Genomic DNA, 20,003 nt, shown 5'->3' on the forward strand with positions numbered 1-20,003 from the left:
TTGCTGACAGTCCTTTAAATTTGTGAAATGATAAACGTTAGAGAGGTGCCAAGATGGCAAGAAATATCCTTCAAACAATCAATGAAATGCTGAAAGACTTACCTAAGTCTGAACAAAAAATTGGTCAACTTGTTTTAGAGCGGCCAAAAGATGTTATCCAGATGAACGCGACCGAGCTCGCAAAAGAGGCCAAGTCAAGTCCAGCGGGGGTTATCCGTTTTTGTCATTCGATTGGGATCAGTGGCTTTACCGCCTTAAAACTCGCTTTATCTGCTCAAACGAGTCAAAGAGGCGATTTAAACTACACGGATATTGATGCAGACGAAGGTCTTGATACCATCAAAGAAAAGTTGGCAACCAATGCCAGTGTAGTCTTTGCTGATACCAACGTCAGTCTCTTAAACCAAGATATCGATCAAGTGACGGACTGGATTATGGCTAGTCCAGTGGTCTTTTTATACGGACTTGGTGCATCAAATATTGTAGCCCAAGACTTCCGGCAAAAATTTACCCGGATTGGTAAGCAAGTCATGGTAACGCAAGACCAACACGAACTAGTCGCAGCCATGGCTATTGCCCCAAAAGACTCACTATATATTGGAATTTCCAATTCAGGTGAAAGAGCTGAAGGGACTATTGTCATGAAAATGGCTAAAGAACTGGGTTTGAAAACGATTTCCTTAACTAAAGCGGGTACCAATACGCTTGCCAATTTAGCCGATATTCCCTTACATACAGCGGACACCAAGGAGGCTTTGTTACGGAGTGGGGCAACCATTTCCTTGTTAGCCCAGCTTTATGCCATTGACCTGCTGTTCTTTTCTTATATGACGAAAAATTATGACACCCATGTTCAAAATTTGGCCTTAACTAAAGAAGCAACCACCGCAATCGAAAGCTTTTACCAAGACTAAAAAGGATTTTAAATAAGGACAGCCCCTATTTAAAACTGAAAGCAAATTTCTGCTAAGTAGACTAGTTCTTTTCCAAAGGGCTAGTTTTTTTCTTACATCACTCAGGTTTGCTAAGAGTGATGATTTTTCAAGGGATTTAATCGTCTTTTAATGAAGGGCAAAATTTGCTAAGATGGTAGGTAGAAACTTGAAAGAGAGAGGATGAAGTCAGGTGCTAAAAATATATGGCTTAAAACAATGTTCCACAACACAAAAGGTGAAAAAACACTTGGAAGAACAAGGGTTAACCTTTGGGGAAATTATCGACATCCGTGATCAACCACCCGTGGCTGAAGAAATTGCCTGGGCACTGGACCAAGTAGACGGTAAATATACAAAAATATTAAATACATCAGGCGGTTTGTACCGTGAATTAGGCTTAAAAGACAAGCTAACCGATATGTCAGAAGAGGCATTTTTAGCCTTACTGTCTGAACAGGGCATGTTAATTAAACGACCATTAATTGTAGGCGACCAAGTCGCTACAGCAGGATCAAAAGTCGATTTTTTGGACCGGATCTGGTTAAGCAAATAAGGATAGGAAAATAAGGACAAGACAAGGGGCAACATAGGATAAAGATTCTTGGAGGGGTTTTATTGGAAATTGAAGCGTTAAAGGATTTAATTGCAGGGCAAGAAAGTGACATGTTCGCCTTTTTAGAAAAATTAGTGAATACAGAATCAGGGATTGATCAAATTTCTGGTGTCAATCAAGTGGGGACAATTATCAGTCAATGGTGTGAAAGTATTGGCATGACCACCCGGACCATTCCCCATGATCAAGCAGGGGACTTGTTGATTGCTGAATATAAAACTTCCGAAAACAAGGACCAAAAACCCATCGTCTTATCAGGTCATATGGATACCGTCTTTAATGCCGATGTGACCAAAAACCACCATTTCCGTTTGCTGGCTGATAAACCGGGTTTTGCTAAGGGTGCTGGCCTTATGGACATGAAGGGTGGCCTCGTCATCGCCATGTATGTGGTGAAAAACCTGATTGAAATGGGCTATCAAAAACACCCACTAAGTCTAATTTTTATTCCGGATGAAGAAACACTCCACCGGTACTCAGATACCCGTCAGGAAATGATTGGGGAATTACAGGATGCAGCATTGATGCTGAACTTTGAGCCCACACCAACCTTTGATAAAATTGTGGTCGGCCGTCAAGGTGGCATGATGCTGAACGTAACCGTCGAAGGGGTCCAAGGTCATTCCGGTATGGAAGTTGAAATTGGCCGGTCAGCCGTTGTGGAATTAGCTCAGAAAGTCATTGCCCTAGAATCCTTAACCGATATCCCGCGTAAGAAATTGATCAATTGCGGCATTATCAAGGGGGGCGTTTCAGCCAATACCATTCCAGGTTCTGCCAAAGGAAACTTCTCACTGAGATTCCCAAACCAGACCATTAAAGAGGAAATTATCGCGGACATCGAACGCGTTATTCCTGAACCCTATATAGCAGATACAACGACCAAATTTGAAATTGAATCGGGCGTAGATGCCATGGTTTACACGGATAAAGTCGATCAATTAGCAGACCATTACTTAGCCACGGCTGACAAAATGGGTTACGGTCCGCTAACTAAGGTCGAAAGCCAAGGCGCGTCCGACGCCTCTCTAGCATCCCTTGTAGACATTCCCGTTGTTGACGGATTAGGCATTGTGGGGACAGGTGCCCACACCCTTGAGGAAGAAGCTGATTTGACCTCACTTAGACCAAGAGTCGCACTATCCATTCAAGCCATTTTAGATTTATAATAAACTAAACAATTCAAATAACCGCCAACCAGAAACCTGACATCAGCTAGTTGGCGGTTTATTTGTGTGTGAATAAATCTTTTGCTGAAAATTTAGTCTGCAATCTGTTCATTGTCTAAATTCGTACGAACCACTAACACATCACATGGGGCATTACGAATCACATATTCAGAAACAGAACCGATAAATAAACGTTCGATAGCATTTAAACCAGTCGCACCAATCATAATTAAATCGGCCTTATTTTCAGGCGCTAAAGTATGGCAAATTTGGTACTTGGCAGAACCATAATCAATCACAGTTTCCACTTGCTCAATACCTGCTTTACGCGCTTCTTCTTCGTAATCAGTTAACATGGCTTTTGCACGTGTCGTTACGGCTTCAGGAATGACCTCATTATACATATTTGTTGTTTGGAAGGCAGAGGTGTCAATAATATGGGCAACAATTAGGGTAGCATTGTTACGCTTAGCAACAGCTACAGCCTTTTTAAACGCTAATCTAGACTCGTCTGAACCATCAATTGGGGCTAATATACGTGAATATTCTTGATACATTTTCCTCACGCTCCTTTGTCTTTATTATACCACTTAAAAAGCATAAAGTAAGCGCTTAAAGATCATTTTGCAGTTATATGGGTAGAAAACGATAGAAATATACCTGTATTGCAGGCAAGGAAAAGCAGAAAGTAAAAGAAAAGTACAACAAAAAAGGATGCGATAAACGCATCCTCTAAAAAGTTAATTTTATAAAAGAGCTCCGTTATGTGCCGTGATGAGATCTATCTGTATTGAACCCGCATTGATATACAGGTGGGAACCACATATCTACTTCAACAGTCCTCGTGATGAGGCGTTATATCCATAAACCTTGGCAGTTCCCTAGATAGCTAATTGTTCGGTCAACACATGTAAAGAAATCGCGAACACTACAGAGGAATTCTTCTTATAAATATCATACAATCTTTTGAGGGTAATTTCAAGTTTAAGGACCTGAAAAAGCTGACAATTACTTTAAGCTTAATATTTATAAGTGATTATTTACCTTCACGTTTACGGCGGTTTTCAGCTAGGGCCCGTTCATAATTCCCGGTGTCTCCAGCTTGATAATAACGTCTGCCAACTAGAGTATCTGGCAGGTATTGTTGGGCTACCCAGTGGTTAGGGTAGGCGTGTGGAAACTTATATTCATTGCCGTGACCTAATTTTTCTGCCCCTTTATAATGGGCATCTTTCAAGTGTTTTGGAATGATACCAGACTTACCAGCCCGTACGTCAGCCAGAGCGGCGTCAATTCCTTCAATGGCCGAATTGGATTTAGGCGATAGGGCTAAATCGATAATGGCATTGGCTAAAGGAATACGAGCTTCTGGTAGGCCTAATTGGTTGGCCGCTTGAACTGCAGCTACCGTTCGTTCAGTTGCTTGTGGGTTGGCTAAACCAATATCTTCGTAGGCTATGACTAATAATCGCCGACATAAAATGGTTAATTCACCGGCTTCAATTAAGCGTGCTGCGTATAAGAGGGCAGCGTCCACATCGCTCCCACGGATAGATTTTTGAAAGGCTGAAATCACATCGTAATGCATGTCTCCGTCTGCGTCGTGGGAGAATGATTTCATCTGCATGCTTTCTTCCGCAATATCTAAAGTAATATGGATACGGCCATCTGCATTTTCATCTGTAGATTTAACGCTTAGTTCTAGGGCATTTAAGGCCGACCGCAAGTCCCCAAAGGCTGCATGGGCAAAGTGATCGATAGCATTTGCATCAATATCTACCGGGAAACTGCCTAATCCGCGGTCACTATCGGTTAAGGCCCGTTCTAAACCAATTTTAATATCTGCTTCATCCAGTGGTTCTAATTGAAAGATTTGGGCCCGAGACCGGATGGCTGGACTGGTGTTAATAAAAGGATTTTCAGTTGTGGCCCCAATTAAAGTAATCAAGCCTGATTCCAAATGGGGTAGTAGAAAGTCTTGTTTTGTTTTATCTAACCGGTGGATCTCGTCTAATAATAAGACGATACCCCCAGAAAATTTAGCTTCCTCAACGACCGCCTGTAAGTCCTTCTTGCTGTCTGTAGCGGCATTTAATTTTCTAAAGGCATATTTAGTAGACCCAGCGATGGCTGAGGCAATCGACGTCTTCCCAATACCGGGTGGTCCATATAAAATCATGGATGATAATTGCATGGCTTTTACCATTCGGAAAATGATTTTGCCTTCTCCAACCAGATGTTGTTGGCCGACAACTTCTTCGATTGACCGAGGTCGCATGCGAAAGGCTAAGGGATTGTTTTGTGGCATTTACCTGGCTCCTCTCTTGGCTATACTCCCCCTAATTATATCATAGGTGATTCAGGTTAGCGAATATACGTTCGTTTTCCAAAAAAAAGTAAGACAGAAAAATAGTCTGACAAGCACATTAATGATAAAATAAGTCGAACAACCATTGCTATACGGATGGTAGAAGAGTAGATGAGGAGTTAGATTACATATGAATTGGTTACAGTCATTCATTCAACAAGCAGAGGTTCGCCACGCTTTCAAAGAGGCGTCGGTAGGGATTGAACGAGAGGGTCACCGGATTACACCTGAGGGGCAGTTGGCTTTAACCCCGCATCCTAAAAAAGTGGATGGGTCAACGTCGTCATTTTATATTCAACGGGACTTTGCGGAGTCGCAATTAGAATTGGTGACACCACCAGTTTATTCTGCGGACCATGTCATGGAATGGTTGCAAGCGATACATGAAGTGGCGATTGAGTCATTAACAGAAAATGAACGGATCTGGCCATATTCAATGCCACCTGCCTTGCCGGCGGATGATTTGATTGAAGTGGCCGATTTAGAAGACCCAGCTGCTGTTGACTACCGGGATTATTTAGTAGAAGTATACGGCAAAAAATTGCAGATGATTTCTGGTATTCACTTCAATATGCAGATTTCACCTGCTTTCATTCAACTAGTCCATGAAGAAGCGAAAAAAGTAGACGGCAATAGCCAATCGCTAAAAGATTTCCAATCTGATTTTTATCTACGTTTATCCCGTAATTTCTTGCGTTACCAGTGGATTTTAGTTTATTTATTTGGGGCGGCACCAATTGCGGATGACAGCTTTTTCCGTGTGCCATCAGATAAGTTTGACCACCCAGTTCGGTCGCTTCGAAACTCACGTCTAGGATATATCAATAAGGATGATGTGACCTTTACTTATGACAATTTAGAGGACTATGTGACGCAATTAGAGGCCAACGTAACTGAGGGGCGTTTAATCGCTGAGAAAGAATTTTACTCAAATGTCCGATTACGTGGTGCCAACAAAGCCCAGTCTTTACTGAATAAAGGGATTAAGTACCTAGAATTTAGACTGATAGATATTCAACCGGATGCCGCTTACGGGATTAAAGCGTCAGATATTGAATTCATGAAATACTTCATCTTGTACTTAGTCTGGTCCTGTAAAGATGCCAATATGGCGGATGTCCACTACGGGATTGACTTGAAGACTAAGGTTGCTGAAGAGGAAACTTTCCAAAAAACGCAAGCTATGGACGAAGGGTTAGCTATTTTGGAAGACATGCAAGACATGTTAGTAGCGATTGAAGCTGATCAATCGGTTATTGAAACGACACAATTGATGGTAGACAGGATGAAAGACCCAGCATTAACGCCAGCTAGCCAAATGATGACGACTATGAAAGATGTTGATGGCTACTTAGAAGCAGGCCGCCAATTCGCGGAAGAGGTCTACGAGTCAGCCTGGGCTAAACCTTATGCTTTAGGTGGCTTTGAAGATATGGAATTATCCACACAAATCTTGATGTTCGACGCTATCCAAGAAGGCTACCAAATGGATATTTTGGACCGGAATGACCAGATGCTTCGTCTAAAATATAAGACCCACAAGGAAATCGTGAAGAATGCTAACATCACAAGTAAAGACCCTTATATTGGCCACTATGTAATGGAAAATAAGGTAGTCACTAAGGCCTTATTAGCTGAGCACGGCATTCATGTGCCAAAAAGTCTAGAATTTAATCAATTTGGTGAAGCAATGAAAGTAGCCGCCTTATATCAAGACAAAGCTTTTGTGATTAAACCAAAATCAACCAATATGGGAATTGGGATTTCAATCTTTAAGAAAGGCGCGACGGCTGACGAATTTAAGGCAGCTTTAGATATCGCCTTTAAAGAAGACCATACTGTTTTAATTGAAGACTTTGCCTTTGGAACTGAATACCGTTTTTATGTGCAAGAAGGGGAAGTCCTGTCTATTGTCAACCGTGTCGGGGCTAATGTGATTGGAGACGGCCAGTCAACAGTTGAAGATTTAGTCGCTGACAAGAATAAAGACCCTAAACGAGGACGGGACCATCGTTCGCCACTAGAAATCATTCAATTAGGTGACATTGAAGTGAACACCTTGAAACAACAAGGGCTTACACCGTCTGATGTCGTTCCTGAAGGGCAACAAGTCATTTTACGAGAGAATTCAAACATTTCAACAGGTGGAGATTCTATTGAAGTATTAGCTGAAATGCACGATTCTTATAAGGAAATTGCTGTGAAGATGGCGGCTGTTTTAGGGGTAAATATTACGGGATTAGACTTGATGATTGAAGACATTCACCAACCAGCAAGTGCAGATAACTATGCATTAATTGAAGCCAATTTTAACCCAATGATGATGATGCACATATACCCAGCAGTGGGAGAGGGCAAACGGATCACTAAAGACCTGTTAAGCTTCCTATTCCCAGAGAAAACAAAATTTACGGGAGGAAAATAATGAAAGGCATTTATTTAGATTACGCCGCAACAACGCCAGTTGATCCAGAAGTCATTGAAGTCATTACAAAAGCCATGCATGATGATTACGGAAATGCTTCAAGTTTGTACAAGATTGGGCGTGAATCTAAGCAGAAGGTAGAAGGCGTCCGCAGACAAATTGCCCGTACCCTTAACGCTGATGCGGATGATATTATCATCACGTCTGGTGGGACCGAGTCCAATGATTCAGCTATCAACCAAACTGTTGCTCGTTTAGCGGATAAGGGTAAACATTTAATTACGACCGCTGCAGAACACTCTTCTGTCTACCAAACGATGCGTCACCTTGAAAGACAAGGTTTTGAAGTGACTTATCTAGAATTCGACGAAGAAGGTCATATTGACTTTGAAGAATTGAAAACAAGCATCCGAAAAGACACGATTTTGGTATCCATTATGGCCGGCAATAACGAAGTTGGGTCCTTGCAAGATATTCAAGCTATTGGGGATTTATTATATGAAAAGGATATTTTCTTCCATACAGATACTGTCCAAACATATTTGAATATTCCTTTAGACGTGGAAAAAATGCACATCGATGCCTTGTCTATGTCTGCCCATAAAATATACGGGCCAAAAGGAATAGGCTTTATGTATTATCGTAATGCTAAGGCGGATTTTGCCCCTTATGTACGCGGGGGTAACCAAGAAAACAAACATCGGGCAGGAACAGAAGCCTTACCTTTAATTTTGGGTATGTCTAAAGCAATCGAAAAGCAATATGACAATATGGAAAAGCACCAAGACCACTTAAAGGCCTTGCGTCAACATTTCTTGGAGGGCGCCCGGGAACGTGGCTTAGACTTCCAAATCAATGGTCCGGCTGAAGCAGAATTGGCCCATGTCTTAAATATCTATTGGCCAGGTCACCCATCTGATCAAGTTTTAATCAAGCTAGATTTAAGAGATGCTTACTTATCAGCAGGTTCAGCATGTACAGCAGGATCACTTGAACCATCACGCGTGCTTGTGTCTATGTACGGGGCGGATTCGCCGCGAATCGCAGAAAGTTTACGACTTTCTTTTGGGGAACCAACTGAATTTTCAGATATTGATCAAATTTTAGATATTTTTGTTTCAATTAAATAGTTATTTTTAGTGGAGGGGAACAGATTATGGCAATGACAGCAAGTGTCCAGTTGAAAGGGGCTAGTAAGAAATTTAAACTAGCCGATACAGTGAAGAAATATACCCTTAGAGACTACGGATTCCAAGAGAGCAAACAAGGAAACTTTGAATTTGAACGCTTAGTAACCGCATCATTTAATGATAGCCGTGAAGTTTTATTCAAAATGAAAGTGAATAGCAGCCTTGATGGTTTTTCTATGACTGTGACTAATTTGAACGGTATGCAAGTGGTGAATGTTTATAAAAACGATTCGATGGCACCACTGCAGGAAGCGGTTGAACGGTTACAAGCAGACATGGTCACTATGGGTATCCTTGAAGAAATTGTATAGACTATAGTAGATAAATATACTCGAAAAAAGTAAGCGTATTGCTTGCTTTTTTTGCTACAGACTGTATAATTTGTACTTGTGATTTTATAATCTCTACTAACAACCTAATATACGACCTTCAATCGTAAAATTATGGCAGAAAGATGGTGATGTTGTGGTAGAAAATAATCCAAATAAAAATACCCGCGTGGTAGTCGGTATGAGTGGTGGCGTTGATTCCAGCGTAACAGCCTTATTACTGAAACAACAAGGGTATGATGTCATCGGTATCTTCATGAAGAACTGGGATGACACAGACGAAAATGGTTTCTGTACAGCAACGGAAGATTACAAAGACGTTGCCGCAGTAGCCGCGCAAATCGGTATTCCTTACTACTCAATTAACTTTGAGAAGGAGTATTGGGACAAGGTATTCACTTATTTCTTAGATGAATACAAACGTGACCGGACACCCAACCCGGATGTAATGTGTAATAAGGAAATTAAATTTAAAGCTTTCCTAGACTATGCATTAGAACTTGGGGCTGACTATGTTGCAACTGGCCACTACGCGCAAGTTGAACGCGACGCTAAAGGCAAAGTACACATGTTACGAGGTTTAGATAATAATAAGGATCAAACATACTTCCTTAACCAATTATCACAAGATCAACTACAACGTGTCATGTTCCCATTAGGCCATTTAGAAAAACCAGAAGTACGTCGTATTGCTGAAGAAGCAGGATTAGCAACTGCTAAGAAAAAAGACTCAACTGGTATTTGCTTTATCGGTGAAAAGAACTTTAAGGAATTCCTAGGTAACTTCTTACCAGCACAACCTGGTAAAATGATTGCTGAAGATGGGACTGTAATGGGTGACCACATGGGCTTAATGTACTATACAATCGGCCAACGAAAAGGATTAGGCATCGGTGGCGGTGGCGAATCTGATCAACCATGGTTCGTTGTAGGGAAAGACCAAGCTAAAAACGTTTTATACGTTGGTCAAGGCTTCCACAACGATAAATTATATGCAGACTACTTAATGGCGAGTGACCTCTCATTTGTCGATGACGAATTTACTGCAACATCATTTGATTGCACAGCGAAATTCCGTTACCGTCAAAAAGATACACAAGTCCATGTTGATATCAATGAAGATGGGACTGCGAAAATCACTTTTGCAGAACCAGTACGTGCAATCACCCCTGGACAAGCAGTTGTATTCTACGATGGTCCAGAATGTCTAGGTGGCGGTACAATTGATGCTGCTTTCAAAAATTCAGAAGTAGCAGAATTGCAATACGTTTAAATACTCCAATCAACTATTCAAACAATTCAAACTAACATAGAAGAGGCGTGATGTCATGGTCACGTCTTTTTTCTATCATATTTCTATAGGCAAAATGACCTAGAGACCTATAAATCTATCCATTCTGAACTTCTTGAATATGCTATAATATGTAGGATAACTAAGATGAGGAAGGAGCAGCCAACATGCGACAAAATCAGAACCAACCAACAAGTGAAGATTATGTCATAGGTGAGGTAAAGGCGACCTTCTTTTTTAATGAAAGCAACTTTTATCGGGTAATGTCAGTTGAAATAGACGAAACCAATACCATGTATTCAGAAAAAGAAATCGTGATGACGGGAAACTTCCCAACTATTCAGGATGGGACGACCTATCATTTTAACGGGAAACTGGTGGACCACGCTAAATATGGTGTCCAATTCCAAGTAACTTCTTATGAAGCGCAGAAAATCACTTCTAAAGAAGGGTTAATTCGCTTTCTGTCGTCCGAACAATTTCCAGGAATTGGGGATACGATTGCCAGTCGTATTGTCGATGCTTTTGGCGACCAAACCATTGATACTATTTTAAATGATGTAGAATCCTTAAAAGTGGTTAAAGGTTTGTCTAAAAAGACAAGAACTATGCTACATGAGCGGATGGTTGAACAAAGGGGGAATGAACAAGTTTTCGTTAAGCTAGCTGAGATGGGCTTTTCATCGCGGTTGGCTGGGCAAATTTATGGCCTCTACCATAACGAAGCAGTCGAAATTATTGAAGAAAATCCTTATATTTTGATCGACGATATCCGCGGTTTTGGTTTTCAAAAAGCAGACCAAATCGCTTTAAATATCGGTTTCCCCTTGGATTCACCAGTTCGGATTGCTGGGGGTGTCATGTTTGTCCTAAACTTAGCAACCTTTGAATCGGGTAACACCTTTGTCATGGAAGCGCCACTGATTGAGAAAACCCAAGAAGTATTGATGCATGGACAGTCTCAATTTATTGATGCTAAATTAATCGAAGATGCTATTTCTGACATGAATGAGACAGGTAAGTTGATTTTATCTGAAGAAGGGCGTGTTGCCCTGCCTACTTTATATTTTGCTGAAGTAGGTATTGCCAAAATGATGGGGCAAATGCAGCAACCTCAGTATCAACCCCAATATCCGGGTGTTGATTTAGACGAAGAAATCCAAAAATTAGAACAAGACTTAGGTATTTCCTACGGACAGGCTCAAAAGAAAGCCATTAAAGAGGCGTTAACTTCCAAAATGTTTATCTTAACTGGGGGACCAGGGACAGGTAAGACAACGGTATTAAACGGCATCGTCCAATTGTATGCTCGTTTAAATGATATTTCCTTAAATGTAGAAGAATACGACCCAGGTGCCTTTCCAATTTCTTTAGCCGCCCCAACAGGACGAGCCGCTAAACGAATGACTGAAATGATTCGCCTGCCAGCATCAACTATCCACCGTTTACTTGGTTTAACAGGTGAAGAGGATGACAGCGAAGACGGCGAAGTGGCAGGCATGCAGCTAGAAACTGACTTGTTGATTATTGACGAAATGTCCATGGTGGATACATGGCTTGCCTATAAATTACTTTCAAGTGTCCCTTCATTTATGCAGGTCATTTTTGTGGGGGATAAAGACCAGTTAGCTTCTGTAGGACCCGGACAAGTATTAGCTGATTTATTGTCATCACAAACGGTTAAAACACGTGAATTAGATGAAATTTACCGTCAGAAAAACCAGTCGACCATTGTCCAATTGGCTCATCAGATTAAACAAGGTATTGTGCCTAAAGATTTGATGATCAACCAACGAGATCGGTCATTCTTCAAGGTGCAAGCGAATCAAATTGCAGACTTAGTAGCTATTGTGGCTAAGCGGGCTGTTGACAAGGGCTACCAAAAACGAGACGTTCAAGTCTTGGCGCCGCTCTATAAAGGACAGGCCGGGATCAATCATATCAATGAGCGTTTGCAGGCTGTTTTAAACCCCAACGACGACGGTAAAAGACGGGAGTTAGTCTATTTTGAACAAACCTTTAGGGTTGGGGATAAGGTCTTGCAGCTGAAAAACCAAGCCGAGAAAAACGTTTTCAATGGCGACTTAGGGGAAATCGTGGCTATCTTTTTTGCTAAGGAAACAACTAATAAAGTAGACCAAATTGTGGTGCAATTTGATGAGGTTGAGGTGACTTATGAACGTAATGACTTCAATGAAATTACCTTAGCTTACTGTACGTCAATTCATAAGTCGCAGGGGTCGGAATTTCCAATTGTGATAGTGCCTTTAGTGCCGCAACACCACCGGATGCTGAAGCGAAATTTATTATATACGGGGATTACGCGGGCCAAGCAGTCCTTGATTATGTGCGGTGAACCCCAGGCCTTTCAAACGGCCATTCAAAATGTGGATGCTAGCCGGCAAACCCAGCTGAAAGACTTTTTAATGGAAGCTGTGGATATTGATGAACGGATGGCCACGGCGGTTGCAGCGGAAATAGAGGACAAAGAGGAAAATGATGTTGACAGCAAAGAATCTAAGAGTGAAAATTCGACGGTAACTAGCAGTCAAATCGAATCCAATAAAGACGGTGAAGAAAACCAAGCAGAAAATGAGTCAACTACTATCGGTAGCGATACAGAAGCGAGTGATGAAGCTGGCTCAGCAGTGGCAGATTTCAAACTCACTGCCGAATTGGTTTTGACGAATGCCATTGACCCTATGATAGGAATGGATGGATTGAAGCCGGAAGATTTTTAATTGATTTACCGGCTTGAAAACTTGACAAATTAGGCATTATGTCAGTATAATCTGGAATGTGAAAAGACTGTAAAGTCTACAAGTGGAAAGAACCATATTTTATGAACCTTAGCGAGGATGATTAGGTGCAAGCATCCAACCATAAAATGCTCTCTTTCTAAACATTTAGTCGAAAGGCTACGCGCTAGCGTTATCCAGCAACTAGAGAGGTAATGTAAACATAGCATTGCAAATGAGGTGGTACCGCGCAAAGTCGTCCTCAATTTGCAAAGCTATGTTTTTTTATTTTGAGGAGGACAACTATGAAACAATTAACATCAGCAGAAATTCGCCAAAAGTGGCTAGATTTTTGGCAATCTAAAGGCCATAGTGTGGAGCCAAGTGCTTCATTAGTGCCAGTTCAAGATCCGTCATTATTATGGATTAACTCAGGGGTTGCAACCTTGAAGAAATACTTTGATGGCTCTGTTGTACCTGAAAACCCACGTATCACCAACTCACAAAAATCAATTCGTACCAACGATATTGAAAATGTTGGTGTGACAGCGCGTCACCATACCTTATTTGAAATGTTAGGGAACTTCTCTATCGGAGACTACTTCAAAGCTGAAGTGATTCCTTGGGCTTGGGAATTCTTAACTGACGAGAAATGGTTGGGATTAGATCCTGAGAAACTATATATGACTTACTACCCAGAGGATACTGAAACAGTTGAATTATGGCGTAAGGCGACTGGTTTATCTGATAACCATTATGTGCCAGTGGAAGATAACTTCTGGGATTTAGGTGCTGGTCCATGTGGTCCGGACACAGAAATTTTCTATGACCGCGGGGTTAAATACCAAGATTTAGAAGATTCTGACCCAGAAATGTACCCAGGCGGGGAAAATGAGCGTTACTTGGAAATCTGGAATATCGTTTTTTCTCAGTTTAACCATATGCCAAACGGCGAATATGTGCCTTTAAAACATAAGAATATTGATACGGGTATGGGGCTAGAGCGTATGACTTCTGTCATCCAAGATGCGCCAACCAACTTTGAAACAGACCTATTCTTACCGATTATTAAAGAAATTGAAACATTGGGGACAGCTGTAAAATATGGTGATAAACCTGAGACCGATGTTTCTTATAAGGTAATTGCTGACCACGTTCGTGCAGTAACTTTTGCCATTAGTGACCGTGCTTTACCTTCAAATGAAGGCCGTGGCTATATCTTACGTCGTTTAATCCGTCGTGCAATCATGCATGCACGACGTTTAGGTATTAAAGATAACTTCTTAACGAAATTGGTACCTGTTGTTGCGGACATTATGGCTGACTTCTATCCAGAAGTGAAAGCAGACCAAAACTTTATCCAGGATGTAATTAAAACAGAAGAAGATCGTTTTAACGAAACCATCAATGAAGGGGAAGCGATTATTCAAGAAGTGATTTCAACGCTTGAAGCAGAACATAATAAAGTGATGTCTGGTGCGCAAGCCTTTAAATTATATGATACTTACGGCTTCCCATTAGAATTAACGCAAGAATACTTAGAAGAAGTGGGTATTGATGTTGATTTATCTGGCTTTGAAGAAGCGATGAAAGCACAAAGAGAACGTGCGCGTGCTGCGCGTAAGGATTCAACAGGTATGGCTGTGCAGTCTGAAGTGTTGAGTGAAATTGATGTGACATCATCTTATGTTGGTTACGACCAATTAGTCGTAGAAACACGTATAAATACCATTGTGTTAGGAGACGCATTAGTGTCGGCAGCAGAAGCTGGGGACGAGGTATACTTAGTTGCTGAGCAGACACCATTTTACGCTGAAATGGGTGGTCAAATTGCGGATACAGGTGACGTCCTAGATGAAGATGGCCAATTAATTGGACATGTCGTAAATGTTGTTCGTGCGCCAAATGGTCAACACTTACATGAAGTAAAATTAGCAGCAGCAATCGTATTGGACCAAACTGTGCAATTAGTGGTTGACCGCCGTCGTCACCACTCAATCGAGAAAAACCATACGGCAACCCATTTGTTACATCAAGCATTGAAAGATGTTTTAGGGGACCATGCTAACCAAGCGGGGTCATTGGTAACTGCTGACCACTTACGTTTCGACTTCTCGCACTTTGGGCAAGTAACAGACGAAGAATTGGCTGAAATGGAAGCGAAAGTAAATGAAGCAATCGCTGAAGCTTTCCCAGTTGTGACAACAGTGACTTCTATTGATGAAGCTAGAGCTGCTGGTGCACAAGCCTTGTTTGGTGAAAAATATGGTAGTGAAGTGCGTATGGTAGATATTAACCACTGGTCAATTGAACTTTGTGGGGGTACACACGTTGGTAATACTGCTGAAATCGGTCTATTCAAGATCACTTCAGAATCTGGTATCGGTGCTGGTGTTCGTCGTATTGAAGCTGTAACCTCATTAGCTGCTATCCAAGAATACAAGATTCAAGAAAATATCTTGAAACAAATCGCTGCAAATCTTAAAGCTGGTAAATTCTTAAATATTGTTTCACGTTTACAACAATTTAGAGAAGAACATAAGGAAACTTTACAGCAATTAAATGCTTTACGTGATAAAATGAATGCGCAAGCTGCAGGACAAATTTTTGACCATGTTGAAACGGTTGGTGCTTACACTGTAATCGCTGAACACGTACCAAATCGTTCGATGGATGATCTACGTAAGATTGCGGATGAGTGGAAACAAAAAGGCTCTTCTGATATTCTTGTGCTAGCAACTTCAGTGGATGATAAAGCAAATCTATTAATCGCTGTTGGTCAAGATGCTGTTAAAGCGGGTGTTAAAGCAGGCGACCTAATCAAACAAGTCGCACCAAAAATTGGTGGTGGCGGTGGTGGTCGTCCAGATATGGCCCAAGCCGGCGGTAAAAAACCAGCTGGAATTGAAGAAGCACTTGCATTTGCGAAAGAAATTATTGGCAAATAATGACGATTTCTTGTTAAAATACGGATAATTAGGTAAACTATAGATAATATTTGGAGGTGTTCTGATGAGTAATAAAGATGAAACAGTCCTATTCAATTTCGGGGAAAACAACGAAAAGGATGTCAAAGAGACATTAGAAATCGTATATGATTCTCTTAAAGAAAAAGGTTACAACCCAGTAAATCAAATCGTTGGTTATTTATTATCTGGTGATCCAGCTTATATTCCACGTCATAACGAAGCGCGTAATATTATCCGTTATCATGACCGCGATGAAATTCTTGAAGAATTAATCGTGAATTACATGAAACAATCTGGTCGCGAGTAATGCGATACATGGGATTAGATGTGGGGTCTAAAACAGTCGGCGTGGCTGTTTCTGATCCATTCGGTTGGACGGCCCAAGGGGTGGAGATTATTCCAATCGATGAAGAATTAGAAGAATTCGGTTTGGACCGACTTGGCGAGTTGATTGCTGAGTATAAGGTAGAAGCGTTAGTTCTTGGTTTACCCAAGAATATGAACAATTCTATCGGCCCACGCGCTGAAGCATCACAAAAATACGGACAACTTGTGATAGACCGGTTTGATTTACCAGTCTTTTATCAGGATGAGCGTTTAACAACTGTTCAAGCAGAACGGATGTTAATTGCCAACGATGTAAGTCGTAAGAAACGCAAAAAGGTCATCGATAAGTTAGCTGCAGTACTCATTTTACAAAATTATTTAGATGCCCACCCATCGTAATGGTGTATAATAGATTTTTACTTAGATTTTAAATTTAAAGGAGATTAACACATGACTGAACATCACGACCACGAGCATGATCATTTACATGACCACGATCACGAACATGACCACGCAGACCATGAACATATTACAATCGTAGACGAAGAAGGTAACGAGCAATTATTCGAAATTCTATTTACATTCGATTCAGAAGATTTCGGTAAATCATATGTTCTCGTCTACCCAGCAGGCGTATCTGACGAAGAGGGCGTAGAATTACAAGCTTTCTCTTACGTTGAAAGTGAAGACGGCTTTGAAGGTCAATTAAATCCTATTGAAACTGAAGAAGAATGGGATATGGTAGAAGAAGTATTAGCGACTTTTATCGAAGACGAAGATATGCAGTAAGCATTGAGCTGCGAAAAGGTTGTACAGACTCGGTGTATTTTAGTAAGAGGCGGAAGAGTTTGACTTTTTGGAACAGACGTCTAAACGCATAGACATACGGGTGTCTGTGCTTAAGAAAAGCCCGATATGATGACTATTGTTAGTTATAGACAGAGGGAGTGTGATATTTATGTCACACTCTCTTTTCTTATTTATAAAGGTCAAATATTAATTATTACAGTTTTTTTACGTTTGTTTGTATTTATCTAACATTTATATAGAAAAATTACCCTTTCATGTATAATGAGAGTAATGATTTTACTAGAAGAGGAGTCGCTATATGTCTAAGAAAGCACGCGAAGATTTTTACAAAAAGCAAAAAGATCTTGATCGTAAAGCAGAATCTATTGCTTCGAAAATAGCTAAATGGTTTTTAGTGGTTGCAGCAGCACTTATTGTGGTTGTTGGTTTATCCCTGTCGTTTATGATTTTTACAGGAGGTATCGGCAGTTCGAACGAAACAGTCGAGGTTACCATACCAGAAGGGTCGACAACAGCTGATATTGCAAGCATTTTGGATGATGAAGGCATTATCTTTAACGATTTCCTTTTTACAACTTATTTACGATTCTTTGGAGATGACGCGATTGAAGCGGGTACTTACACCTTACACAAGAATCTAGGCTATACAGATGCTAATAACGAGCTACAACAAGGGGCTACAGCTCAAGTTGACTCAGTGGCAATTCCAGAAGGTTCATCGCTAGAGGCCATTTCGCAAATTATTGCAGACGCACTTGGCATTGAACAAGAAGACGCTTTAGCACAAATGACGGATGACGCTTTATTCGATGAATTATTGGCCACATACCCAGAATTATTGACTGATGTATCGGAAAATGACGACGTGCGCTACAAGTTGGAAGGGTACTTATACCCAGCAACTTATGAATTGTCATCCACTGCAACGGTTGCAGACATCGTGACTATGATGGTTGGGGAAATGGAAAATGTTCGTCAAACCCACACCGCTGAAATTGAAGCGTCTGGTTTCACTTTCCACGAATTCTTAACATTAGCTTCATTGGTTGAAGCAGAAGCATCTTCACTAGAAGACCGTGAATTGATTGCTGGTGTATTCATCAACCGTTTAGAAATCGATATGCCAATCCAATCAGATGTTTCAGTTTTATATGCGAACAATACGCACTTAGCTTATGTAACCAACGAGGATGCAGCAGTGGATTCACCGTATAACTTGTACATCAATACTGGTTTTGGACCGGGACCATTTAATAACCCTGGTATCGAAGCTATCGAAGCTTCTATGAATCCAACAGAATCTGACTACCTATACTTTGTGGCTGATTTAACAACCGGTGAAGTATATTATTCAGAAACATATGAAGAGCATGATGCTTTAGTTGAACAATATGTATCTGAAGAGAATGCTGACTTATAATCAGAAGGGTCTAATGCGATTAAAAAAATAAAATAGCTTGAATTTACTTGCAATTGAGAACATTTTTCTCTATATTTAATAGCAGTGAATTCGAGCTTATTTTTAATATCAGGAAGGTGTGTTTTGAATGCGTAAGCCAATCATCATTGGTGTAACAGGGGGTACTGGTTCTGGTAAGACTACTGTAACCCGTAAAATTATTGAAGAATTTGGAGATGTAAGTTTAGCTTATATTCCACAAGATGCTTATTATAAAGATCAAAGTCACTTAACAATGGATGAACGTGTGTTAACTAACTACGACCACCCATTTGCATTTGACAATGACTTACTTAGCGAGCATATTAGACAATTATTGGATGGACAAGCTGTCCAAATGCCGGTTTATGATTTTACTCAACACAATCGTGCAGAAGAAACGATTCGTGTAGAACCAAAAGAAGTTATTATTATTGAAGGTATCTTAATCTTCTCTGATAAAGAGCTTCGTGATTTGATGGATATTAAAGTCTTTGTAGATACAGATGACGACATTCGTATCATCCGTCGTATTAAACGTGATATGGCTGAACGTGGTCGTTCATTAGATTCAATTATCGACATGTACACATCAATTGTTAAACCGATGCATGAGCAATTTATTGAACCTACGAAAAAATTCGCGGATATTATCATCCCTGAAGGTGGGTCAAATAATGTTGCAATCGATTTGATGACGACAAAAATCCGTTCAATCATTCCAAATGATTTAAAAATTGATTAATTAGAATTTTATTAGACGATATCAGATAAAGTGTATTGCAAAATTTCTAGTTCCATGATATTGTGGGTCTATTCACTTTTGATAAGTTGAAATTACTATTGTTGTTAGGAGTAAAAGTATGGCAGAAGAAGTATATCCAATGACCCAAGAAGGTCTTGAGAAAATTCAACAAGATTTAGACGAGTTAAAAATTGTAAAACGTAAAGAAATCGTAGAACGAATCAAAATCGCACGTTCATACGGAGATTTATCAGAAAACTCTGAATATGAGGCGGCTAAGGATGAACAAGCTTTCGTTGAAGGGCAAATTCAAAAATTAGAAAAAATGGTTCGTTACGCTAAAATTATCGATCCAAATGAAATCGATGAAGGTATCGTTTCTTTAGGTCGTAAAGTAACTTTTATTGAGTTACCAGATGGCGACGAAGAAGTTTACTCAATTGTTGGTCGTGCAGAAGCAGATCCATTAGATGGTAAAATTTCTAATGAATCACCGATTGCACAAGCATTAATTGGTAAAGGTGTGAATGATGAAGTAACGATCGAAACACCTGGCGGCGACATGGTTGTTAAAATCACAAGCGTTGACGCAATCTAATTCAAGCAAATTTCAAGACATATTTCTACCATTCGCGTGGTGGGGGTATGTCTTTTTT

17 protein-coding genes and 1 other RNA gene are annotated in these 20,003 nt (G+C 40.5%); 15 read left to right on the forward strand and 3 right to left on the reverse strand.

Translation table 11 applies throughout. The features are described from left to right. Positions 1-53 precede the first annotated feature (53 nt). From AWM76_RS04205 to AWM76_RS04215, 3 genes are all read left to right on the forward strand, one after another. Positions 54-914, forward strand: a complete 861-nt coding sequence (locus AWM76_RS04205) for a MurR/RpiR family transcriptional regulator (RefSeq protein ID WP_003140944.1) — start codon at positions 54-56, stop codon at positions 912-914. A 211-nt stretch (positions 915-1,125) separates the two neighbouring features. After that, positions 1,126-1,488: a Spx/MgsR family RNA polymerase-binding regulatory protein gene (locus AWM76_RS04210; protein ID WP_003140946.1), complete on the forward strand. Its 363-nt coding sequence runs from the start codon at positions 1,126-1,128 to the stop codon at positions 1,486-1,488. A 62-nt stretch (positions 1,489-1,550) separates the two neighbouring features. Then, positions 1,551-2,717 (forward strand): M20/M25/M40 family metallo-hydrolase, encoded by a 1,167-nt coding sequence (locus AWM76_RS04215; RefSeq protein WP_003140947.1) that lies wholly within the window; start codon positions 1,551-1,553, stop codon positions 2,715-2,717. 92 nt (positions 2,718-2,809) lie between these two features. Here AWM76_RS04215 and AWM76_RS04220 read toward each other — a convergent pair whose 3' ends face one another. The 3 genes from AWM76_RS04220 to AWM76_RS04230 all read right to left on the reverse strand — a co-directional run bounded on the left by AWM76_RS04220 (position 2,810) and on the right by AWM76_RS04230 (position 5,025). Further along, complete coding sequence (locus AWM76_RS04220) at positions 2,810-3,274, reverse strand: universal stress protein (RefSeq protein WP_003140949.1); 465 nt, start codon at positions 3,272-3,274, stop codon at positions 2,810-2,812. Between the two features lie 195 nt (positions 3,275-3,469). Beyond that, positions 3,470-3,657, reverse strand: a non-coding RNA gene (gene ssrS, locus AWM76_RS04225) — 6S RNA. Positions 3,658-3,753: 96 nt separating this feature from the next. Beyond that, positions 3,754-5,025 (reverse strand): replication-associated recombination protein A, encoded by a 1,272-nt coding sequence (locus AWM76_RS04230; RefSeq protein ID WP_003140950.1) that lies wholly within the window; start codon positions 5,023-5,025, stop codon positions 3,754-3,756. A 190-nt stretch (positions 5,026-5,215) separates the two neighbouring features. On the opposite strand from AWM76_RS04230, the gene gshAB reads away from it, so the two are divergent. From gshAB to greA, 12 genes are all read left to right on the forward strand, one after another. After that, entirely contained in the window at positions 5,216-7,510 is a 2,295-nt protein-coding gene (gene gshAB, locus AWM76_RS04235; RefSeq protein ID WP_003140953.1) for a bifunctional glutamate--cysteine ligase GshA/glutathione synthetase GshB, read from the forward strand. Continuing rightward, positions 7,510-8,640: a cysteine desulfurase family protein gene (locus tag AWM76_RS04240; protein ID WP_003140955.1), complete on the forward strand. Its 1,131-nt coding sequence runs from the start codon at positions 7,510-7,512 to the stop codon at positions 8,638-8,640. The genes gshAB and AWM76_RS04240 overlap by 1 nt, the downstream gene beginning before the upstream one ends. 26 nt (positions 8,641-8,666) lie before the next feature. Then, on the forward strand, positions 8,667-9,011 hold the full coding sequence (locus AWM76_RS04245) for a hypothetical protein (protein WP_003140957.1): 345 nt from the start codon (positions 8,667-8,669) through the stop codon (positions 9,009-9,011). A gap of 199 nt (positions 9,012-9,210) precedes the next feature. Next, on the forward strand, positions 9,211-10,302 hold the full coding sequence (gene mnmA / locus AWM76_RS04250; protein WP_050774095.1) for a tRNA 2-thiouridine(34) synthase MnmA: 1,092 nt from the start codon (positions 9,211-9,213) through the stop codon (positions 10,300-10,302). Positions 10,303-10,487: 185 nt separating this feature from the next. After that, positions 10,488-13,061, forward strand: a complete 2,574-nt coding sequence (gene recD2 / locus AWM76_RS04255; RefSeq protein WP_003140960.1) for an SF1B family DNA helicase RecD2 — start codon at positions 10,488-10,490, stop codon at positions 13,059-13,061. A 302-nt stretch (positions 13,062-13,363) separates the two neighbouring features. Further along, entirely contained in the window at positions 13,364-16,006 is a 2,643-nt protein-coding gene (alaS, locus tag AWM76_RS04260; protein WP_003140962.1) for an alanine--tRNA ligase, read from the forward strand. Between the two features lie 64 nt (positions 16,007-16,070). Next, positions 16,071-16,334, forward strand: a complete 264-nt coding sequence (locus tag AWM76_RS04265; protein WP_003140964.1) for an IreB family regulatory phosphoprotein — start codon at positions 16,071-16,073, stop codon at positions 16,332-16,334. After that, a complete protein-coding gene (gene ruvX, locus AWM76_RS04270; RefSeq protein WP_003140966.1) occupies positions 16,334-16,753 on the forward strand; it encodes a Holliday junction resolvase RuvX in 420 nt (139 codons plus the stop codon). Before AWM76_RS04265 ends, ruvX begins: the two co-directional genes overlap by 1 nt. Positions 16,754-16,804: 51 nt before the next feature. Then, positions 16,805-17,143: a DUF1292 domain-containing protein gene (locus tag AWM76_RS04275; RefSeq protein WP_003140967.1), complete on the forward strand. Its 339-nt coding sequence runs from the start codon at positions 16,805-16,807 to the stop codon at positions 17,141-17,143. 319 nt (positions 17,144-17,462) lie between these two features. Beyond that, a complete protein-coding gene (mltG, locus tag AWM76_RS04280; protein ID WP_003140970.1) occupies positions 17,463-18,584 on the forward strand; it encodes an endolytic transglycosylase MltG in 1,122 nt (373 codons plus the stop codon). Positions 18,585-18,711: 127 nt separating this feature from the next. After that, the gene (udk, locus tag AWM76_RS04285) at positions 18,712-19,347 is read left to right on the forward strand and encodes a uridine kinase (protein WP_003140972.1); all 636 of its coding nucleotides are present in this window, start codon (positions 18,712-18,714) and stop codon (positions 19,345-19,347) included. 118 nt (positions 19,348-19,465) lie between these two features. Next, entirely contained in the window at positions 19,466-19,945 is a 480-nt protein-coding gene (greA, locus tag AWM76_RS04290) for a transcription elongation factor GreA (RefSeq protein ID WP_003140974.1), read from the forward strand. The last annotated feature ends 58 nt before the right edge of the window (positions 19,946-20,003 follow it).

It is taken from the genome of Aerococcus viridans, from assembly GCF_001543285.1.
GTDB classification, from domain to species: domain Bacteria; phylum Bacillota; class Bacilli; order Lactobacillales; family Aerococcaceae; genus Aerococcus; species Aerococcus viridans.